The organism is Streptomyces colwelliae (assembly GCF_048158785.1).
GTDB lineage: Bacteria > Actinomycetota > Actinomycetes > Streptomycetales > Streptomycetaceae > Streptomyces.
In genome coordinates, this window is the sequence record NZ_JBLTJC010001034.1 from 1 (window position 1) to 399 (window position 399).

Sequence of the window (399 nt, forward strand, 5' to 3'; positions counted from 1 at the left end):
GTGTCGGTGTGCCTGAAGCTCTTCAAGGAAGCCGGCGTGCGCGTGGTTCCGGGCAGCTTTCTGGCGCGGCGCCAGCCCGACGGCTTCAATCCCGGTGCGGGCTATATTCGGCTCGCGCTGGTGCAGGATGGCGAGACCACGGCGCAGGCGCTGCACCGGCTGGTCGAGACTCTGGGTTAGGCGGGGCCCGTGAGCATGTCGGCGATCGAACGTGTCATTCCACTGGTCGGGCATCTGCCGGCCTCGATCCGCGAGGCGCTGGGCCGGCGTGTGCGCGAACTCGCCGGCTTCGGCCTGATCACGCTGTCGGGCGTCGCCTCGGCCGCGCTGATGACCTGGTCGGTGCAGGATCCCAGCCTCAGCCACGCCACCTCGCGGCCGATCCGCAACATCCTGGGT

At 69.4% G+C, this 399-nt stretch carries 2 protein-coding genes; both read left to right on the top strand.

All coding sequences use genetic code 11. The features are described 5' to 3' along the window. Positions 1–180 (top strand): hypothetical protein (locus ACNFOC_RS55705; protein WP_416966485.1); only part of this gene is annotated, 180 nt, incomplete at its 5' end. A 15-nt stretch (positions 181–195) separates the two neighbouring features. Continuing rightward, on the top strand, positions 196–399 hold a 204-nt coding region (locus tag ACNFOC_RS55710), incomplete at its 3' end, for a DNA translocase FtsK 4TM domain-containing protein (protein ID WP_416966486.1).